The 528-nt window shown below is 57.6% G+C and carries 1 protein-coding gene; it reads left to right on the forward strand.

The window, feature by feature from the left end; all coding sequences use genetic code 11:
- Positions 1–301: 301 nt before the first annotated feature.
- Positions 302–528 (forward strand): alanine:cation symporter family protein (locus J5M71_RS27025; protein WP_207838579.1); only part of this gene is annotated, 227 nt, incomplete at its 3' end.

Here is a 528-nt window from a genome sequence, read left to right on the forward strand (position 1 = left end):
GCCCAGCGGGGATAAATCCCCTCGCCACAAACGCCAAGTGTTTCAAAGCTTCGTTTCGTCGCTTGCACCACTACCGTGCAGACGGGCGCGCCACTGATCGGTATAGTGCCGCCCCTCTTCGCGTGAGCGGTCGTCGGTAACGAGGCCATAACCCATGCGAAACCCGAACTAATAACAAAACCCGCGATATGGATCCGGGACGAAACCTTCGCCTCACCCGTCGTGCCGCGTGCGTGCCGGTGTAACACGATGTTTCTCCGATCCAGCATTTGCACCCACAAAAAACAGCGAGGATAAATCCATGCTCGAAGTCATCAACGACTTCCTCTCAGGGAAAGTACTGATCGTGCTCATTGTCGGGCTCGGTAGCTACTTCACGATTCGCTCGCGTTTCGTTCAACTGCGTCATTTCTTCCACATGTTCGCGGTGTTCCGCGACAGCCTCAAAGGCAGCGCCGGGCAACTCAGCTCGTTCCAGGCCTTGATGCTCAGCCTCGCCGGCCGCGTCGGTGCAGGCAACATTGCCGG

It is taken from the genome of Pseudomonas sp. 43(2021) (genome assembly GCF_017490805.1).
Classification (GTDB): domain Bacteria; phylum Pseudomonadota; class Gammaproteobacteria; order Pseudomonadales; family Pseudomonadaceae; genus Aquipseudomonas.